Origin of the sequence: Pseudomonas fluorescens (assembly GCF_000968015.1) — a bacterium.
GTDB classification, from domain to species: domain Bacteria; phylum Pseudomonadota; class Gammaproteobacteria; order Pseudomonadales; family Pseudomonadaceae; genus Aquipseudomonas; species Aquipseudomonas fluorescens_W.
This window is the reverse complement of record NZ_LACH01000009.1, coordinates 1-15,839: the sequence shown is the minus strand read 5'-3', so window position 1 is coordinate 15,839 and position 15,839 is coordinate 1. Positions and strand designations below refer to the sequence as shown.

The 15,839-nt window shown below is 61.8% G+C and carries 13 protein-coding genes; 4 read left to right on the top strand and 9 right to left on the bottom strand.

The genetic code is table 11. The annotated features are described in order from the left end of the window. The first annotated feature begins 65 nt into the window (after positions 1–65). On the top strand, positions 66–1,547 hold the full coding sequence (locus VD17_RS06045) for a methyl-accepting chemotaxis protein (RefSeq protein ID WP_046053115.1): 1,482 nt from the start codon (positions 66–68) through the stop codon (positions 1,545–1,547). A 357-nt stretch (positions 1,548–1,904) separates the two neighbouring features. After that, positions 1,905–2,270: an Mpo1-like protein gene (locus tag VD17_RS06040; protein ID WP_046053114.1), complete on the top strand. Its 366-nt coding sequence runs from the start codon at positions 1,905–1,907 to the stop codon at positions 2,268–2,270. Here the strand turns inward: VD17_RS06040 and VD17_RS06035 are convergent, their stop codons facing one another. The 3 genes from VD17_RS06035 to VD17_RS06025 all read right to left on the bottom strand — a co-directional run bounded on the left by VD17_RS06035 (position 2,271) and on the right by VD17_RS06025 (position 4,345). Next, a complete protein-coding gene (locus VD17_RS06035; RefSeq protein WP_046053113.1) occupies positions 2,271–3,068 on the bottom strand; it encodes an acyl-CoA thioesterase in 798 nt (265 codons plus the stop codon). Positions 3,069–3,219: 151 nt separating this feature from the next. Continuing rightward, positions 3,220–3,978: a CHAD domain-containing protein gene (locus VD17_RS06030; protein WP_046053112.1), complete on the bottom strand. Its 759-nt coding sequence runs from the start codon at positions 3,976–3,978 to the stop codon at positions 3,220–3,222. An 88-nt stretch (positions 3,979–4,066) separates the two neighbouring features. Continuing rightward, on the bottom strand, positions 4,067–4,345 hold the full coding sequence (locus tag VD17_RS06025) for a hypothetical protein (protein WP_033055755.1): 279 nt from the start codon (positions 4,343–4,345) through the stop codon (positions 4,067–4,069). A gap of 222 nt (positions 4,346–4,567) precedes the next feature. Between VD17_RS06025 and VD17_RS06020 the strand changes: the two genes are divergently transcribed. Next, the gene (locus tag VD17_RS06020; protein ID WP_046053111.1) at positions 4,568–5,608 is read left to right on the top strand and encodes a patatin-like phospholipase family protein; all 1,041 of its coding nucleotides are present in this window, start codon (positions 4,568–4,570) and stop codon (positions 5,606–5,608) included. Positions 5,609–5,825: 217 nt separating this feature from the next. Here VD17_RS06020 and VD17_RS06015 read toward each other — a convergent pair whose 3' ends face one another. The 6 genes from VD17_RS06015 to kdpF all read right to left on the bottom strand — a co-directional run bounded on the left by VD17_RS06015 (position 5,826) and on the right by kdpF (position 14,028). Further along, positions 5,826–6,524 carry a response regulator gene (locus VD17_RS06015; RefSeq protein ID WP_046053110.1) on the bottom strand — a complete coding sequence of 233 codons (699 nt, stop codon included), beginning with the start codon at positions 6,522–6,524 and terminating at the stop codon, positions 5,826–5,828. A 68-nt stretch (positions 6,525–6,592) separates the two neighbouring features. Further along, positions 6,593–9,238 carry a sensor histidine kinase gene (locus VD17_RS06010; protein ID WP_046053109.1) on the bottom strand — a complete coding sequence of 882 codons (2,646 nt, stop codon included), beginning with the start codon at positions 9,236–9,238 and terminating at the stop codon, positions 6,593–6,595. 140 nt (positions 9,239–9,378) lie between these two features. Next, positions 9,379–9,924, bottom strand: coding sequence for a potassium-transporting ATPase subunit KdpC (gene kdpC, locus VD17_RS06005; protein ID WP_046053108.1), 546 nt, complete (start codon positions 9,922–9,924; stop codon positions 9,379–9,381). Between the two features lie 226 nt (positions 9,925–10,150). Next, positions 10,151–12,208, bottom strand: coding sequence for a potassium-transporting ATPase subunit KdpB (gene kdpB, locus VD17_RS06000; RefSeq protein ID WP_046053107.1), 2,058 nt, complete (start codon positions 12,206–12,208; stop codon positions 10,151–10,153). A gap of 18 nt (positions 12,209–12,226) precedes the next feature. Further along, entirely contained in the window at positions 12,227–13,930 is a 1,704-nt protein-coding gene (gene kdpA / locus VD17_RS05995) for a potassium-transporting ATPase subunit KdpA (protein ID WP_046053106.1), read from the bottom strand. Positions 13,931–13,938: 8 nt separating this feature from the next. Next, positions 13,939–14,028 carry a K(+)-transporting ATPase subunit F gene (kdpF, locus tag VD17_RS31465; protein ID WP_007899818.1) on the bottom strand — a complete coding sequence of 30 codons (90 nt, stop codon included), beginning with the start codon at positions 14,026–14,028 and terminating at the stop codon, positions 13,939–13,941. 405 nt (positions 14,029–14,433) lie between these two features. On the opposite strand from kdpF, the gene eat reads away from it, so the two are divergent. Next, positions 14,434–15,798 (top strand): ethanolamine permease, encoded by a 1,365-nt coding sequence (eat, locus tag VD17_RS05990; protein WP_033055766.1) that lies wholly within the window; start codon positions 14,434–14,436, stop codon positions 15,796–15,798. The last annotated feature ends 41 nt before the right edge of the window (positions 15,799–15,839 follow it).

Here is a 15,839-nt window from a genome sequence, read left to right as displayed (position 1 = left end):
GCCCTGAGTAGCGGCACAATACTGGCACCTTGCCGAAACTGTTTCCGCTATCAGAGAAGACCTCCATGGGTGCCTGGCTTAGCAATATCTCGCTGAAATACAAATTCTGGGCGGTCAACGCCGTCGCCTTCGTCACGACCTTACTGCTGGTGTTGTACGCCGTACAGCTCGAACAACAGGCCCGCAGCCATGCTGATCAGGCATCGGCACAAGCCCAGGCGCGGCTGCTCAGCGCCTGGCCAGCCGGGCAGCCGCTCCCCAAAGCCGATAACGTGCTGACGTTCAGTCGCGGGCAGGCACCGTTGCTGAACGGGCAGCCGGTACTGGAACTGGCCGATACCAACGGCTGGGTCGAAATCAATGCCATGCCGCTGTTCGGCGACAACCCGTTGATGGGCGCCGAAGTGTTTACGCGCACGGATGGCAATCAGGTCGCAGTAATTGCTCATGGCCCGAGCCTGACCCAGGTATTTGGCGAGCGCTTTGCCAACTATGCGGTGGCGGTGGCGATCCTGATGCTGGCAATGCTCGGCGCTTCGCAATTGTTGATCCGCTTCCTGCTCAGCCAGCTCAATACGCTGAAGGACGTGATGCTCCACGTTGAGAAAACCGGTGACCTGTCGGCCCGTGTGCCGCTGGCCTGCACTGACGAAGTCGGGCAGATGGCCAATGCCTTCAATGCCATGCAGGCCGGTTACCAGCGAGTGGTCAACACCGTCGCCAGCACCGCACGGCAACTGGATGTCGGCGCGGCGCGGCTGGCGTCGAGCATGAACGAGGTGCGTCACGGCATGCTCGGCCAACAAAGCGAAACCGATCAGGCCGCCACAGCGATCAACGAAATGACCGCCACGGTCTATCACATCGCCCAGCACGCCGGCGCCACCCGCGACCTCTCGCAAACCGCCGACACCCTGGCCGGCAGCGGGCAGGAAGTGGTCAGCCGGGTGCAGAAGTCAATTGCCGGCCTGTCCAGCGGAGTGCAGCAGACTGCCGAGATGATTCAGCGCCTGGCCGAGGACAGTCAGAAGATCAACGGCGTGGTCAGTGTGATTCACAGCATCGCCGAGCAGACCAATCTGCTTGCGCTGAACGCTGCGATTGAAGCGGCCCGCGCCGGTGAAATGGGTCGCGGTTTTGCGGTGGTTGCCGATGAAGTGCGCAACCTGGCCAAACGTGTCCAGACCTCCACTGACGAGATCACCATCATGGTTTCCGCGTTGCAGGCCGGGACTCGGGACGCGGTGGATTTCATGCAGGAAAGCTCGTTCAAGGCCGACGACTGCGTGCAGCAGGCTCAGGAGGCCGGCGCAGCCTTGGCGGAGATCACCAGCGCGGTGGCGCAGATGCGCGAAAGCAACACGCAGATCGCGGTGGCGGCCGAGCAGCAGAGCCACGTGGCGGAAGAGATGAATCGGGCGGTGGTGAGCATCCGGGATGTGACCGAGAACACCGTGCAGCAGACCGTGGTTTCGGCGACGACCAGCAATGAGCTGGCGGCGTTGGCCGGGGAGTTGAGCAAGGCTATCGGGCAGCTCAAGCTGTAAGGGCCTCATCGCGAGCAAGCTCGCTCCCACATTTGAATTGCATTCCGATGTGGGAGACCGTGGTTTCGGCGACCACCAGCAATGAGCTGGCGGTGTTGGCGGGGGAATTGAGCAAGGCTATCGGGCAGCTCAAGTTGTAAGGGCCTCATCGCGAGCAAGCTCGCTCCCACAGGGTTAGCGCCATTTCAATATTTGCGCATTACCTGTGGGAGCGAGCTTGCTCGCGATAGCGTCGGCCCGGCCAACATCAAATTTGGACATGACACCTATCACTCCGATAGCCAGCCTTGATTCGCCGACTGGTTTGCCCCGGCCTATTCTTTGTTCAAGAGCCTCAACGAACCAAGGATTACCATCATGGGCAAACGTCACCCCAACCTTCCCGCCTGGCAATGGCGAGCGTACCCGAACAATCACCAGCACCCGACCAATCTGGTGCTGCACCTGATTGCCGTGCCCCTGTTCATCGTGGCGTTTCTGCTGATTGTCTCGGGGGTGTTCAGTCTGAGCTTCGCCAATGTCGCGATTGGCGTCATCGGCCTGCTCGCCGCCCTCGGCTTGCAACGCCACGGTCACAGCCTGGAGGCGCAAGCCTCCGAGCCGTTCAGTGATCGCAAAGATGCCATGTCGCGCTTGCTGGTCGAGCAGTTTCTGACCTTCCCACGGTTCTTCCTGAGCGGCGGCTGGTGGCGCGCCTGGCGTGAGCGCCACCGTCGTCACTGATCAGGCGAAAATCGTCACCGTCTGCCGGCTCATGGCAATCAACTGACCGTCCGCGTTCCACAGCTTCGCGGCCGCATGGCCATAGCCGTCAGCGGCATGCTCGATCTCGACGAGGTATTTGCACCAGTCCAGCGTGCTCAGTTCAAGCAAAGGCTGGACGAATTCAATGGTCCAGGTCAGCGTGCTGCCCATCGCCGGTTTACTCAGGTGCGGCATCAGGGCCGGTGGCCAAGCATCGACCAGCGCCAATATATGCGCTTCGCTGACCGCTTCTTCCTTCACGTCCCCGCGCAAGCGCACCCAGCCGCCCATCTCGCGGGATTTGTTGCCCGTGAACGGCAGACCGCCAACACTCCAGCGCATCGCCAGATGCTGCATGAACTCCGGGAGTACCCCTTTGATGAACGGCAGTTCCTGACAATCGTCCCAGTGCTTCATCTCGGGTGCCGGTTTGGCGACTACCGCCACTTCCGACGGTCGCGAGGCGCCGAAGCTGCCCTGGATCAACGTCACCACCTGCCCCTTCTGCATCGCCCGACCCAGCACCTGGCTGACAGCCTTCCCTTCGCGTAACACATCGACTTCAAAGCTGACCGGCACTTCAGGCTCGACCGGGCCGACAAAGGTGATCGCCAACGAGCGCACCGGACGATCCGCCGGGACTTTCGCGCGCATGGCTTCGTACTGCAAGGCGGCCACCAGGCCACCGAAGCTGGCACGCCCCTGAGCCCATTCGGCCGGAATAGACAGCTCCAGCGGCTGGCTGCGGACAGCGTCGAGCAGATCGGAAAAACGCATGGAAACCTCGGTGCGGGAAAAGGATGAAGGGATCTTAACCAGCCTGCGGGGATGGCACAGCGCCTATTCCGGCCAAATTGACTGGCAGATGAGCCGCACTTGGCTTGAACACATATTCCATGCCCAACTCCCACAGGGATATGTGGTGGTTTCAGGATTTGAAACAGGTTGCGCTGAGTTTGTCGAGGACGCGGTCGGCGCGGCCTTCGGCTTTGGCCATGGCAGTTTTCCAGGCCGCGACGCAGGGCTGCAAATCGGCGTCCTGTTCGGCCCTGGCCAACCATTGCCAGCAATCGTGCCAATCGCCCAAGGCACCTTGCGCGGATTTCAAGCGCGGCATCGCCGCTTTCGGCAGTCGATCCAGTTCGGGATAGGCTTCGATGCCGTAACGCACGCGCTTGATCAGCAGGCGCAAACGGTGGCGATCATGCGCCGGATCGTGCAGGGCTTTGTCGAGTTTTTTCCACTGTTTGGCCAAACGTTTTTCGATGCGCTGACGCAAGCCTTTGAGCAAGCTCTGACGTTGGGAGGCCCGCAGAAAACGCGGAAACGCGTCGAGGATCATCAGTAACTGCGCCACTTCAGGACTCGTCGCGACCGCCGGATAAGCCTCGGCCATCTGCGCCATACGCCGATGCGCAGCCTCGGGTTGATCATGCTCGAGCAGGTACGCCGCCAGCACTTCGCGATCGCGCAACGGCGTGGTCAGGTCGCCGACCCGGGACGCCGCTGCTTCCAGCTGTTCGACTCCGGGCAAGCCGCGCAATGGCCGCAGCAGACTGCGTAAACGGCGAACCGTGGTACGCAGATCGTGCAGCGCTTCAGGGTCGGTACGGGCACTCAAGCGCGCCTGACAGGCCAACAAACGGACTTCCAGGCCCAGGACATGAGCCACCAACCGGTTAATCATGGGGTTTACTCCGTAAACAACTGCAAGGCGTCAGCCGAAATCCGGGGCGACCGACTTATTGCTTGCAGCTTAGAGCTTAGAGCTGCTTTCAGCGCCCCGCGCGCGATTCACGAATATAAAAACGCGCCTTCTCGGCCTTCTTGGCGCAGCCTTCGAACCCTTCAAATTGCTGCTGAGTCTTGGCCGCCGTCAACAGCGACAGGGCCTTGGAGTAGCTGACGGTCCCGGCGAAACCTTCGGCCTTGGCCAGATCCAGTTCATGCCACGCCGCATCAAGCCCGCTACCGCAGCTGTCACGGTAAGCGGTTTTTCCGGCGCAACCGGCAAGTGCCAGGGCAAGCAAAGGCACACAGATCCAGGCTTTCATTAATCACACCTCAAAGATAGGTAAACAATCGTGCAGTTAAGACGGTCTGGCGCGTGAAAAGTGCCTTGGCCCCGTCTCGGAAAATCTAGTGCCCGCGAGAATACCCATCTGCCGCCAAAGAGTGTCGAAAAAACGACGCCCTCGCCTCGCGGAACGACCTTAGCGATTGAAGCGCGCCCCTCGAAGGGTGCATTGTTGAACCTTGTCAGACGAGGGCGATTCATGAAAAAGCGTGTCGCGCTAGTGCTGGGCTCAGGTGGGGCCCGGGGCTACGCCCATATCGGGGTCATTGAAGAGATCGAACGGCGTGGCTACGACATCGCCTGCATCGCCGGATGTTCCATGGGCGCAGTGGTCGGCGGGATCTATGCCGCCGGCAAACTCGACGAATATCGCAACTGGATCGAAAGCCTGGATTACCTCGACGTCTTGCGCCTGGTGGACGTCAGTTTTCGTTTGGGCGCGATTCGCGGGGAGAAGGTTTTCGGGCAGATACGCAAGATCGTCGGCGAGATCAATATTGAAGACTTGCGCATCCCTTACACGGCGGTAGCCACCGACCTGACCAATCAACAGGAAATCTGGTTCCAGGAAGGCTGCCTGCACCAGGCCATGCGCGCCTCGGCGGCGATTCCCAGCCTGTTCACCCCGGTAATGCAGGGCAACCGCATGCTGGTGGACGGCGGCATTCTCAACCCTTTACCGATCGTGCCAGTGGTGTCGAGTCATTGCGACCTGATCATCGCGGTCAACCTCAACTCCACCAACCAGCGCCACTATCAACTGCCGGTGATCCAGCGCCCGGCGGCGTTCAAGACCCGCTTCGACAGCCTGATCAACTCGCTGGGTTCAAAATTGCCCTTCCGCCGCAAACAGGCGGAACAATTGCTGCTGCTGGAAAAGGAAGCGTTGATGGCAGAAGCGGCCGAGATCAACCCCTGGATCGAATCCGCCGAACCCGAAGCCCAGCAACCGGCCGCCGCCCCTGAACGCGAGGGCGCACCGAAGTCCGCTACCGGTTCGTTCATCATCGACAACGTCGGCCCGGCGTCTTTGCTGGACCTGATCAACCAGAGTTTCGAGGTGATGCAGACGTCGTTGGCGCAGTACAAGATCGCCGGTTATCCGCCGGATATTTTGATCAACGTGCCGAAACGAGTGTGCCGGTTTTTCGAGTTCTACAAGGCGCCGGAATTGATCGCGCTGGGGCGGGAGATTGCGCGGGATACGCTGGATCGGTATGAGAATGAGCGGGATTCCTGAATTTCTCGGGTGAATGAAAAGGCCTCATCGCGAGCAAGCTCGCTCCCACAGGGATATGCATTCCAATGTGGGAGCGAGCTTGCTCGCGATGGGGCCAGATCACCCAACACAAAACCTAAAGGCTGCCCTCACTCACACATTGAAATGCGATCAAATGTGGGAGCGAGCTTGGTCCGGGCGGCGTTCCGACGATGGGCCGGATCACTCAATACAAAACCTAAAGGCTGTCCTCACTCAACAACCGATACCCAACTCCAGCCTCGGTGACGATAAACCGCGGCTGAGTCGGATCATCCGCCAGTTTCTGCCGCAAGTGCCCGACCACAATCCGCAAATAGTGAGTGTCCTCGGTATGGGTCGGCCCCCAAATATCCTTGAGTAATTGCTGCTGGGTGATGACCCGTCCCGGATGCCGCGCCAGTTGCGCCAGAACCGCGTATTCCTTGCGGGTCAGTGCGACTTCGGTGCCGTCGAGCAACACCCGGCGATACGCCAGATCCACAGTCAACGGGCCGAACGTCAGTGCCGCTTGCTGAGCTTCTCCCGTCGGAGCCTGACGCAACAACGCACGCACCCGAGCCAGAAACTCCTGAATGCCAAACGGCTTGGTCACGTAGTCGTTGGCGCCGTTGTCGAGCGCTTCGACTTTCTGTCCTTCACTGGCGCGCACCGAGAGCACCAGCACCGGCACCGTCGACCACTCGCGAAACTCGCGCAGCACTTGCTGGCCGTCCATGTCCGGCAGGCCGAGGTCGAGTACCAGCAGGTCCGGTTTATTCAGTGCAGCCTGGGCCAGGCCTTCGGTGCCGGTGCCGGCCTCCAGCACTTTGTAACCCTGGGACGCGAGGCTGATGCGCAGGAATTTGCGGATCTGCGGTTCGTCGTCGATGACCAAAATGGTCGCGGTCTGGCTCATGAATTCACATCAACACAAAGAAGTGGCAAGAGAGTAACGCAAGCACGATCAGGCTTCACTTTCGGCTCTTAATTTTCAAAGGCCGGCTGAGCCTGCAACGGCAGGTGCAAGGTGATGCAGGTGCCGCGCCCTTCGATGCCATCGGCGACGCTGATCCGCCCGCCGTGAGCACCGACCATGCCCTGACAGATCGCCAGCCCCAGCCCGGTGCCTTGCCCGCCACGATCACCGCGCGCGGCGGTGTAAAACATGTCGAAAATCTTCGCCCGCTCTTCCAGCGGAATCCCCGGCCCTTCATCGCTCACCGAAAAAAACAGCTCGCTGTCGTCGGCCCCGGCGCGCAATTGCAGGCGACCGTGAGACGGCGAAAACCGCGCGGCGTTTTCCAGCACGTTGACCAGCGCCTGTTCGATCAGCGCGGCGTGGACATACAGCAGCGGCAATTGCGGCGGCACTTCGGTGGTCACTTGCAACGTCGCCAGCACGGCGCGCAGACGATTGAGCGAACTGCCGACGATGTCGGCTGGCGACACCCAGTCCCGCGCCAGCTTCAGGGCGCCGTGCCCGAGGCGGGTCATGTCCAGCAGGTTCTGGATGTAGCGATCGAGGCGCTCGGCTTCATCGCGAGTGCCTTCGAGCAGTTCGCGGCGATCCTCCAGCGGGATCGCCTCACCGAGGGCCAACAGGCTGTCGATGCTGCCGCGCATGGAGGTCAGCGGCGTGCGCAAATCATGGGACACCGAGGCCAGCAAGGCACTGCGCAGTTGCTCGGTTTCGCCGTGCAACCTGGCAGCTTCGAGGTCTTCGGCCAATTGCGCCCGGGCCAGCGCCTGAGCCAGCGGCTGGCTCAGCGCGGTCAACAAACGCCGACGCTGACCGCTCAAGGTCTGGCCCTCTTTGGCACACACACCGAGCAATGCCAGAGGCCCGTCTTCCACCGACAACGGCCACCACCACCATCGCCCGAACGGCAGCGTGCCGGTGCCCGCGCCGGCCGGTTGATCGTGTTGCCAGGCCCAGTCGGCGGCAGCGCGCTCGGCTTCGGAAAATTCCAGCGGGCCACCGGTTTCGACTTTCCAGCCGCCCTGCCCGTCTTGATTGAGCAGGCAGAGTTGCAGATCACTCCAGCCATTAAGGTGCTGGGCCGCTGCGCTGACCACCGCCTGGCGGTCGGTGGCGGCGGTGAGTTTGCGCGACAGGTCGAGCAGTTCGGTGGTCTCTTCCTGAGTGTCGCGCAGCGCCTGCAATTGGCGCCGCTGCCGGGCCGCGAGGTTACCGGTGAGCGCCGCCATCAGCAGGAAGAACAGCAAGGTCAGGACGTCTTCTTCGCGCTGGATGCTGAAGGAGAAATTCGGCGGGATGAACAGAAAGTCATAAGTCAGAAACGACAACGCGGCACAGGCCAGCGCCGGGCCGAGGCTGCTGCGCACCGCCACCAGCAACACCGCGGCGAGGAACACCAGCGAGATATTCGGCAGCGGCAAAACACTCGCCACCGCCCAGGCCAACGCACTGGCGAGCACCGTCGCCACCAGCGCCAGCGCGTAGTCGAACCACACCAGTGCCTGCGCCGAACGCTGACGCGGCTGATGCTGTTCGTGATCGCTGTCAAGGACGTTGATTTCCAGCCCGCGCGCATCGCGCAGCAAACGCGACGCCAGTCCGCCGCCGAACAGCCGTCGACGCAAACGCTGCCGGGACTGGCCGACCAACACCAGACTCGCGCGGCGTTCGGCGGCGTGCTGGATCAAGGTTTTTGCCACCTCGCCGGCGCGCAACAGCACCACTTCGCCGCCGAGGCGTTCGGCCAATTGCTGGGCACTTTGCAGACGCAGGCGCGACTGCTCGTCACGCACGCTGCCGTTATCCACATGCACCAGGCTCCACGGCAAATGCCGACGCTGGGCGACGCGACTGGCGTGACGCACCAGACGCTCGGCCTGTGCATCGCCATCGACGCCGACCAACAGGCGACCGCGCACCGCCGGCGCCGCTTGGCCGAGTTGGCGATAGCCCTGGGCCAAATCATCATCGACCTGAGCGGCGGCGGTTTGCATCGCCAATTCCCGCAGGGCCGTGAGGTTGGTCTGGGTGAAGAAGGCTTCAATCGCCGCCCTCGCCTGCTCCGGCACGTAGACCTTGCCATCGCGCAGACGCTCGAGCAGCTCGCGCGGCGGCAGGTCAATCAGCAGCAGCTCGTAGGCTTCTTGCAGCACCCAGTCCGGCAGGGTTTCGCGGACCTGCACACCTGTGATGCCACGCACTTTGTCGTTAAGGCTTTCCAGGTGCTGGACGTTGACCGTGGTGAACACGTCGATGCCTGCCGCAAGCAATTCCTGAATGTCTTGCCAGCGTTTGGTGTGGCGACTGCCGGGGGCGTTGCTGTGGGCCAGTTCGTCCACCAGCACCAGTTTCGGTTTGGCGGCGAGCAGGCCGTCGAGGTCCATTTCTTCGAGCATCACGCCACGGTATTCCGAGCGCACCAACGGCTGCTGCGGCAAGCCGCCAAGCAGCGCTTCGGTCTCGGCGCGACCGTGGGTTTCGACCACGCCGGCGATGACTTTCACACCCTGGCGCAATTGGGTGTGGGCCGCTTGCAGCATGGCGTAGGTCTTGCCAACCCCTGGGGCCGCGCCAAGAAAAACCTTGAGCCGGCCACGGCCGTCGCGGGGTAGGTCTGCTAACAGTGCGTCGGCGCGGCCGGAGTCACTCATGGTTGAAGCTCACTTTATTCAGATGTTGATGTGGTGATTTTTCGGCCGCCATCGCGAGCAAGCTCGCTCCCACAGGGGATTTGTGGGCGCTAAAGATCCCTGTGGGAGCGAGCTTGCTCGCGATTAGCGGCGCCACCGATCTACAGGTTTTCAAGCGCGATATTCAGCGCCAACACATTCACCACCGGCGGCCCCACCAATGGCTGCTCGATGTGCGCGTCCATCAATTGTTGAAGAGTCGCCACCGGCAGATTGCGCGCCGCCGCAACACGCGCCAGTTGATAGGCAATCGCGGCCGGTGGCAAGTGTGGATCGAGGCCGCTGCCGGAGGTGGTAACCATCGCCAATGGCACCGGACCCTGGCCCGGCACCCGCAACTTGTTGGCATCGTCGATCACCCGGGTAGCCAGGGCCGGGTTGCTCGGCGAAAGGTTGCTGGCACTGCTCGACACGGTGGCAAATGCACCGGCCGATGGCCGTGGATGGAACCAGGCGTCGCCGACGAAATCCTGGGCGATCAGCGAGGAACCGCGGACCTTGCCATCGGCGTCGTGTACCAGGCTGCCGTTGGCCTGGTCCGGGAATGCGACCTGGGCGACACCGGTAACCACCAGTGGATAGGCGACGCCGGTAATCAGCGTCATCAGGACAAGCAGGCTCAGGGCCGGACGTATCATTGTGGACATTTCAGAATCCTCGAATTTGGGGAGTTTAAAACTGTGGAGTGCCATGGAGATCCCCCCCTCACCCCAGCCCTCTCCCCACGGGGGCGAGGGGGAAAGGGGGCCGATCTTTGTGCTGCTCAAGACCTGAGTTCGACTCGGTTTTTCAGGTCGATGTAGCTCCAAGAACACCTCGGTCAGTCCCCTCTCCCCCTGGGAGAGGGTTAGGGTGAGGGGGGCGATTTCAGCCTCAAACCAAATGCAACGCCGTCAACAGCATGTCGATCGCCTTGATCCCCACAAACGGCACCAGAATCCCGCCCAATCCATAGATCAACAGATTGCGTCGCAGCAACGCCGCCGCACTCGCCGCCTGCACCCGCACACCGCGCAATGCCAATGGAATCAGCACCACGATGATCAAGGCGTTGAACACAATCGCCGAGAGAATCGCACTCTGCGGACTGCTCAGATGCATGACGTTCAACACGCCCAATTGCGGATAAATTGAGGCGAACAGCGCCGGCAAAATCGCGAAGTATTTGGCCACGTCGTTGGCGATGGAAAACGTCGTCAGCGCACCGCGGGTCACCAGCAGTTCTTTACCAATCTGCACCACGTCCAGCAGTTTGGTTGGATCGCTGTCGAGGTCGACCATGTTCGCCGCCTCGCGGGCCGCTTGCGTGCCGTCGTTCATCGCCATGCCCACGTCCGCCTGGGCCAGGGCCGGGGCGTCGTTGGCCCCGTCGCCGCACATGGCGACCAGGCGACCGTCGTTCTGCTCGTGGCGAATGCGCGCCAGTTTTTTCTCTGGAGTGGCTTCAGCCAGCACGTCATCGACGCCCGCTTCGGCCGCAATCGCCGCAGCGGTCAGTGGGTTGTCGCCGGTCACCATCACGGTGCGGATGCCCAGTTTGCGCAGCTCGGCGAAACGTTCGCGAATGCCGGGTTTGACCACGTCCTTGAGGTGGATCGCGCCGAGCAATTTCCCGTCGGCGCAGACCAGCAACGGGGTGCCGCCGCTCTGGGCGATCTTGTCGATTTCCCGGGACAGCGGCGCGGCCAGATCGGCGCGTTTCAGGCCAACGAAGGCCAGCAACGAATCCACCGCGCCTTTGCGATACACGCGGCCCCGATAGTCGACACCGGACAGACGCGTCTCAGCGCTGAACGGTACGGCGGTGAGCAATTCAGTGGCCGGTTCAGGTTGTGGATGAGTGCCGCGCAGGTACTCGACGATGGATTTACCTTCAGCCGTGTCATCGGCCAGCGAGGCGAACAAGGCACCCTCGGCGAGTTCCTTGGCAGTGACGCCAGGCGCCGCGTAAACCGCGGTGCAACGACGGTTACCGAAGGTGATGGTGCCGGTCTTGTCCAGCAGCAGGACGTGTACGTCCCCCGCCGCTTCCACGGCGCGACCGGATTTGGCGATCACGTTCAGGCGCACCAGACGGTCCATCCCGGCGATACCGATGGCCGACAGCAGACCGCCAATGGTGGTCGGAATCAGCGTGACCAATAACGCCACCAGGAACACCAGCGGCAGGCTGCCGTTGGCGAAGTGGGCGAACGGTTGCAGGGTGACGACCACCAGCAGGAAGATCAGGGTCAGACCGATCAGCAGGATGTCGAGCGCCACTTCGTTCGGGGTTTTCTGGCGTTTGGCGCCTTCGACCAGGGCGATCATGCGATCGAGTGTCGACTCGCCGGGGTTGGCGGTGATGCGCACCAACAGCCAGTCGGAGACCAGTCGGGTGTTGCCGGTGACGGCCGAACGGTCGCCGCCGGATTCGCGAATCACCGGCGCGGATTCACCGGTAATCGCCGCTTCGTTGACCGCTGCGATACCTTCAATCACCTCGCCGTCACCGGGGATCATTTCCCCGGCTTCAACGCGCACCACATCACCCTTGCGCAGGCTGGTGGCCGGCACCACTTGAAAGGCGCCATTACTGGTTTTGCGCCGGGCGCTCAAGCCTTCGCTGCCGGCCTTGAGGCTGTCGGCGCGGGCCTTGCCGCGACCTTCGGCCAACGCTTCGGCGAAGTTGGCGAACAGCACGGTGAACCACAGCCACAGCGCAATTTGCGCGGCGACAAAGGTCGGCACCGCCGTGTCGGGAATGAAGCACAGCACGGTGGTCAGGATCGCGGTCAGTTCGACCACCAGCATCACCGGCGCGCGTTGCAATTGCCGAGGGTCGAGCTTGACGAAGGCTTGCACCAGCGCCGGACGCCAGAGGGCCGAGATCGCGGTTTTCGGTTGTTCCGGCGCCTTGGCGACGACGGTTTTGCTTACAGGCATATTCATGATGGATTCCTTAGCTCCTTATTTAGGAAGGGCAGCCATACTCAGATGTTCAGCAATCGGACCCAGTGCCAATGTCGGCAGAAAGGTCAAACCACCCACCAGCAAAATGGTCACGGTCAGCAAAGTCACGAACAGCGGGCCATGGGTCGGGAAGCTGTTCTGGCCGATCGGTGCGGTTTTCTTCATCGCCAGGCTGCCGGCCAACGCCAGTACCGGGAGGATGTAACCGAAGCGACCGATCAACATGCCAAGGCCCAGCATCAGGTTGTGGAACGCGGTGTTGGCACCGAAGCCGCCGAACGCCGAACCGTTGTTGGCACTGGCTGAGGTGTAGGCGTACAGCAACTGGCTGAAACCGTGGGCGCCGGGGTTGCTCACCGCTGCAACGGGGCCTGGCAGGCTCGCGGCAATCGCGCCGAGTACCAGCACGCCGACCGGCATGACCAGCAAGGTCACCACTAGCAACTGGACTTCCTTGGCTTGCAGTTTCTTGCCGAGGTATTCCGGGGTGCGGCCGATCATCAGGCCGGCGAGGAACACCGCGATCAACACGTTGAGCAACATGCCGTAGAGCCCGGCACCGACGCCGCCGAAGATCACTTCGCCAACCATCATGTTGACCAGCGCGACCATCCCGCTCAGCGGGTTGAGGCTGTCGTGCATGCCGTTGACCGAACCGTTGGACGCCGCAGTGGTGGTCACCGACCACAGCACCGTGGCCGTGGTGCCGAAGCGTGCTTCCTTGCCTTCCAGCGGCGCGGTCTGTTCGACAGCGACATTGTTCAGGGTCGGGTTCGGCTGGTATTCAGCCCACAACGACGTCGCGCCGCCGATCAGGAACAATGCCAGCATGCAGGCGATGATCGCGCGGCTCTGACGCAGATCTTTCACGTAGTGGCCGAAGGTGAACACCAGGGCCACCGGGATCAGAATGATCGAGGCCATCTCGAACAGGTTGCTCCACGCCGTCGGGTTTTCGAACGGGTGCGCCGAGTTGACGCCGAAGAAGCCGCCGCCGTTGGTGCCCAGTTGCTTGATCGCAATCTGGCTGGCGGCCGGGCCGAGCGGGATCACCTGATCGACGCCTTGCATGGTCACGGCATTCACGTACTGGGCGAATGTTTGCGGCACGCCCTGCCAGACCAGATACAGCGCCAGCAGCAGGCACAGCGGCAGCAGGCCGTAGAGGGTGGCGCGGGTCATGTCGACCCAGAAGTTGCCGAGGGTCTTGGTCGACTTGCGACCGATCCCACGGCACAGCGCAACCAACACGGCCAGGCCGGTGGCGGCGCTGACGAAGTTCTGCACGGTGAGGCCGACCATCTGACTCAGGTAGCTGAGCGACGCTTCACCGCTGTAGGCCTGCCAGTTGGTGTTGGTCATGAAGCTGACGGCGGTGTTGAACGCCAGCGTCCACTCCTGACCCGGCAGGTTTTGCGGGTTCAGCGGCAAGTGGTCCTGGAACAACAGAATCGCGAACAACAGCAAAAAACCCGCGAGGTTGAAGGCGAGCAAGGCCAGGGTGTATTTCTGCCAGCTCTGTTCGGCCTGCGGATCAACGCCGGCCACCCGATAACACCCGCGCTCCACCGGTCCGAGAATCGGCGTCAGCCACGTGCGCTGACCTTCCATTACCTTGTAGTAGAAGCGCCCGAGAAACGGCGCCGGGATCAGCACCAGGGCGAAGAAGGCGAGGATCAGCCAATAGTCATAACTGTGCATAGCCGCTCCTAGTTCCGGTCCGCGCGCAACAGCGCAACCAACAGATAAATGAACAGCCCCACTGCCAGTAGCAGTGACACCCCGTCCAGAACGCTCATGGAAGTTCTCCGTGTTACGGCGTATTGCCGCGTGTGGAGTCATTGTCGGCAGGGAGGCTGTAAAGGAACGAGATCGAGGGGGTTGGCTGTGCATAAAGAAAGCGTAAAGAGTGGGTTTATGCCGGCGTTACAGCGGTGTCTGGGCGGGCGCCATCGCGAGCAAGCTCGCTCCCACAGGGGATCAGTGTTGTTTGGGCGAACGCATTCCAAATGTGGGAGCGAGCTTGCTCGCGATGGCGGCATAACAGACACCACTGCCCCCAACTGGCGCACAAAAAACAGTCATTCGGCGGCAAACATCCCCGATACGACACCTTTCTGCACTTTACGACCGCCATCACAACACTGGCACGCCCACTGCAAACGCCCTCCCCCGAGCTTTCCAAACCGTTCAGGGAGCAACGCATGAACACACAACTAAAACCCACGCTGGGCACGCTGCACCTGTGGGGCATTGCGGTCGGGCTGGTGATTTCCGGTGAATACTTCGGCTGGAGTTACGGCTGGGGCGTGGCAGGCACACTCGGTTTTCTGGTGACGTCCTTCATGGTCGCCACGATGTACACCTGCTTCATCTTCAGTTTCACCGAGCTGACCACCGCGATTCCTCACGCGGGTGGACCCTTTGCCTACAGCCGCCGCGCCTTTGGCGAGAAAGGCGGATTGATCGCCGGGCTGGCGACACTGATTGAATTTGTCTTTGCCCCGCCGGCCATTGCTCTGGCGATTGGCGCGTATCTGAACGTGCAGTTTCCAGCGCTTGATCCGAAACATGCAGCGGTCGGCGCCTACATCGTGTTCATGGGCCTGAACATCCTCGGGGTGAAACTGGCGGCGACCTTCGAATTGGTGGTCTGCGTTCTCGCAGTGGCCGAACTGTTGGTGTTCATGGGCGTGGTCGCCCCGGCCTTCAGCTTCAGCAATTTCGCACTGAACGGCTGGGCCGGTTCCGATGTGTTCGGCGCGCCGGCGATTGCCGGGATGTTCGCGGCGATACCCTTCGCCATCTGGTTTTTCCTGGCCATCGAAGGCGCGGCCATGGCCGCCGAAGAAGCCAAGGATCCGAAACGCACCATTCCGAAGGCCTACATCAGCGGCATTCTGACGTTGGTTTTGCTGGCGATGGGTGTGATGTTCTTTGCCGGCGGCGTGGGTGACTGGCGCACCCTGTCGAACATCAACGACCCGCTGCCGCAAGCGATGAAGACCGTGGTGGGCGAAAGTTCGGGCTGGCTGCACATGCTGGTGTGGATCGGCCTGTTCGGCCTGGTGGCGAGTTTCCACGGGATCATTCTCGGCTACTCGCGGCAGTTCTTCGCCCTCGCCCGGGCCGGTTACCTGCCGGCGTCCCTGGCCAAGTTGTCACGCTTTCAGACCCCGCATCGGGCAATCATTGCCGGCGGCGTGATCGGCATTGCCGCGATCTACAGTGATGGTTTGATCAACCTGGGCGGCATGACGCTGACGGCAGCGATGATCACGATGGCAGTCTTCGGGGCGATCGTGATGTACATCATGAGCATGCTCAGCTTGTTCAAACTGCGCAAAACCGAACCGAATCTGGAGCGCACCTTTCGCGCGCCGTGCTATCCGCTGGTGCCATTCATTGCACTGGTGCTGGCGGTGGTCTGCCTGGTGGCGATGGCCTGGTTCAACACGTTGATCGGGTTGATCTTCCTGGGCTTTATGGCGGTGGGGTTCGTGTACTTCATGCTCACGGCGCAATTGCGTGCCGATGCGCCGGCAGATGCGATGCTGACCGGGCTCTAACCTCCCCCTGTAGGAGCTGTCGAGTGAAACGAGGCTGCGAT

Coding starts and splice junctions, on each gene's coding strand:
- VD17_RS06015 (WP_046053110.1), bottom strand. CDS start 6,524: ATGAGCCAGACCGCGACCATTTTGGTCATCGACGACGAACCGCAGATC.
- VD17_RS06040 (WP_046053114.1), top strand. CDS start 1,905: ATGGGCAAACGTCACCCCAACCTTCCCGCCTGGCAATGGCGAGCGTAC.
- VD17_RS06030 (WP_046053112.1), bottom strand. CDS start 3,978: ATGATTAACCGGTTGGTGGCTCATGTCCTGGGCCTGGAAGTCCGTTTG.
- VD17_RS06010 (WP_046053109.1), bottom strand. CDS start 9,238: ATGAGTGACTCCGGCCGCGCCGACGCACTGTTAGCAGACCTACCCCGC.
- kdpB (WP_046053107.1), bottom strand. CDS start 12,208: ATGAATATGCCTGTAAGCAAAACCGTCGTCGCCAAGGCGCCGGAACAA.
- VD17_RS06045 (WP_046053115.1), top strand. CDS start 66: ATGGGTGCCTGGCTTAGCAATATCTCGCTGAAATACAAATTCTGGGCG.
- VD17_RS06020 (WP_046053111.1), top strand. CDS start 4,568: ATGAAAAAGCGTGTCGCGCTAGTGCTGGGCTCAGGTGGGGCCCGGGGC.
- VD17_RS06025 (WP_033055755.1), bottom strand. CDS start 4,345: ATGAAAGCCTGGATCTGTGTGCCTTTGCTTGCCCTGGCACTTGCCGGT.
- eat (WP_033055766.1), top strand. CDS start 14,434: ATGAACACACAACTAAAACCCACGCTGGGCACGCTGCACCTGTGGGGC.
- VD17_RS06035 (WP_046053113.1), bottom strand. CDS start 3,068: ATGCGTTTTTCCGATCTGCTCGACGCTGTCCGCAGCCAGCCGCTGGAG.
- kdpF (WP_007899818.1), bottom strand. CDS start 14,028: ATGAGCGTTCTGGACGGGGTGTCACTGCTACTGGCAGTGGGGCTGTTC.
- kdpA (WP_046053106.1), bottom strand. CDS start 13,930: ATGCACAGTTATGACTATTGGCTGATCCTCGCCTTCTTCGCCCTGGTG.
- kdpC (WP_046053108.1), bottom strand. CDS start 9,924: ATGTCCACAATGATACGTCCGGCCCTGAGCCTGCTTGTCCTGATGACG.